The organism is Streptomyces sp. NPDC127100, assembly GCF_042724095.1.
Classification (GTDB): Bacteria; Actinomycetota; Actinomycetes; order Streptomycetales; family Streptomycetaceae; genus Streptomyces.
The window spans coordinates 1-2,798 of record NZ_JBHXFL010000101.1 but is presented as its reverse complement, the minus strand read 5'-3'; the positions used below and the strand labels follow the sequence as shown (position 1 = coordinate 2,798).

The 2,798-nt window shown below is 70.1% G+C and carries 2 protein-coding genes; both read right to left on the bottom strand.

Translation table 11 applies throughout. The features are described from left to right. Positions 1 to 1,622, bottom strand: a 1,622-nt coding sequence (locus ACFWJB_RS35410; RefSeq protein WP_386927426.1) for an alpha-amylase family glycosyl hydrolase, incomplete at its 3' end; no start/stop codon positions are given. A gap of 71 nt (positions 1,623 to 1,693) precedes the next feature. Beyond that, the coding region (locus tag ACFWJB_RS35405) for a pullulanase-associated domain-containing protein (protein WP_386927424.1) at positions 1,694 to 2,798 on the bottom strand (1,105 nt) is incomplete at its 5' end.

The window sequence follows — 2,798 nt, the reverse complement described above, 5'->3', positions numbered from 1 at the left end:
CGCGAGAACGCGTACACACCCGGACCGTCGTCCGCGTACCGCTCCTCCTGCACACCGTCACGCAGAGCCGGGTGACGCTTCGTCAGTTCCGAAAGGGAAGCGATCGCCTTGTACAGCGGATGCGCCGGGTCGTACGCGTCCGAGGCATGCGTACGCTCCGTGCCGATCTGGTCGTCGTCCAGATAGTCCGGGACCTTCGACGCGAACAGCGTCTGCCGGGCGCCCTTGTCCCCGCCCGGTCCGGTGAAGCCCTGCTCGTCACCCGCGTAGATCACCGGATTGCCACGGGACAGGAACATCAGCTCGTGCGCGAACCGGTCCCTGCGCAGCAGCTCCGCGTCGCCCGCACCCGGGTTGTCCTGACTGACGAAGCTCCCGATGCGCCCCATGTCGTGGTTGCCGAGGAAGGTGACCTGCTCGTAGGCGTTGGCCTTGTCCGTGGTGTAGCGGTAGTCCTGGGCCAGGACTGCGGAGAGGGTGCTCGCCGGCTTGTCCTGGGAGGCGTAGCCGCGAATGGCGTTCTGCAGCGGGAAGTCGAGGGTGGCGTCGAGCCGGCCCTCGGTCACGTAGGGCGCCGTGACGGCCGGGTCGGAGGAGAGGGTCTCGCCGAAGACGAAGAAGTCCTCGCGTCCCTTCTTCGCGGCGTAGGCGTCGATCGCGGTCGCCCACTGCGTCCAGAACGGCATGTCGACGTTGCGGACCGTGTCGACGCGGAACCCGTCCACGTCGAAGTCCCTGACCCACCTCTGGTAGATCTTCTCCAGGCCCTCGACGACCTCGGGCCGTTCGGTCCACAGGTCGTCGAGACCGGTGTGGTCGCCGTAGAGGCCGCTCTCGCCGACGAAGGTGGAGTCGCCCCGGTTGTGGTACATCGTGGGGTCGTTCAGCCACGCCGGGACTTTCGCGTCGGCCTCGTCCTCGTTCACCACGGGCGTGTAGGGGAAGCTGTCCCGGTCGACCTTGCCCATGCGGGAGCTGTCGTCGAAGGGACGGCCCCGGGTGTCGAGGTAGGGGTAGGCGCCCTTGGCGCGGTAGCCGTACTTCTTCTCGACGTTCGTGACGGTGTCGGCGGTGTGGTTGGTGATGACGTCGAAGAAGACCTTCATGCCCTTGGCGTGGGCCTTGTCGATGAGTTCCGCGAGCTCGGCGTTGGTGCCGAAGTGCGGGTCGACCTGAGTGAAGTCGGTGATCCAGTAGCCGTGGTAGCCGGCGGACTCGCCACCGCCCTGCACCGGCTTGTTCTTGAAGATCGGCGCCATCCAGATCGCGGTGGTGCCGAGGCCCTTGATGTAGTCGAGCTTCTCGATCAGGCCCCTCAGGTCACCCCCCTGGTAGAAGCCCTTGTCCGTCGGGTCGAATCCCGTCGTGGTCCGGTCTCCGCCGAGCCCTCCGCGGTCGTTGGCCCGGGAGCCGTTGGCGAACCGGTCGGGCAGCAGGAAGTACGCCTGCTCCCGGGTCAGGTCGTGGCGGGGCGGCTCGGCGGCGAGCCGGGCGTCGGACGGCGGACCGGGGAGCCGCGGTGCCGCGGCTGCCTGCTGGGGTGTGCTCAGCGCCGTGGCGAGCAGTGCGGCCACGACGACCGCGGCGGCCGCGGTCGTGCGGCCGGCCGTGGGCCCCGGCACGGTTCCGTGGTGCGTGCCGCCGGAGCGGCCTCTTCGTCCTCTTCGGCCTCTTCGGTCCGGGAGCGAGCCGATCACTTACGGGGTCCTTCCGGTCGGGTGTCTTCGATGCGCACGCCGGTGGCGCCCAGCAGGGCCCCGTCGTCGGCGCGTTGGGTGGCGATCAGCCGGGCGCGGAGTGCCTGGCCGACGCGGTCGCGGTCCCGCGGGTCCACGCGGAACACCGAGGCCTGTGCGTACTGGGGGTAGCGGGACCTCTGGGCCTCGGTCAGCTCGGTCGGTACGAGTCGCAGCCACTGTCCCTCGTCGGTCAGTGAGCCGTTCTCGATCGTGAGGTCGCCCTCGGTGGCGTACACCAGTTGCTGACTGGCCACGCCGCTGCCCTCACCCGCCCACACGACGGTGTCGTCACCGATCCAGGTGGCCTCCGCCGCGCGCAGATCGAGGCCGAAGGCGCCACCGGGAGAGGGCGTCAGATAGGTGAGGTCGCCCGCCACGCGCCAGACCTCGTGCCCGTGGAGGGAGAAGTCGAGGGCCTCGTCCTCGGGGACGTCCTTCTCCTGCCCCTTGTGCAGGATGTAGCTGAGGGAGGTGGCTCCGTCGTTCAGCGGCACCTCGAAGACGAGCCCGAAGGGGTCCTCGCGTACCGGCAGGACGGGGTCGTTCCACTCGGGCGGGTCGGCGGCCCCCGTCCAGGTGTGCAGACCCCATCCCTCGTAGTCGCCGTCGGGCCGGTGGTAATGCAGCACCGCCTTGGTGCCGTCCTGGGGCGGGTGGGCGGACTCGGGTCTGGCCTTCAGGACAGTCGGGCTGTTCTGCTCGGTCCACACCTCGCCGGACACGGCGACGTCGAGGACGCGCTCGGGTCCGTCGGGGACTCCGTCCTTCTCGACGGTGAACCGGATGGCGCCGGCACCGGGGCCGGGGGTGATCCACGCGAAGGCGCCGTAGGCGTCGCGGCCGGCGAACCGGGCCGTCGTACCGTCGGCGGTCCGCAGCAGCAGCCCGTCGTAGTCGCCGTCCGTGCGCCGGTGGTGGACGACCGCGTGGTGTCGCTTCGCGGTCGGTTTCTCGGGGGCGGGGAGTTGTCCGGCGGTGGTGGCGGCGGTGTCGCTCGCGGTGCGTCCCGCGTGGTCGACCACGACGGCCTTGTAGCGCACCGGTGTTCCGGCGCGCACC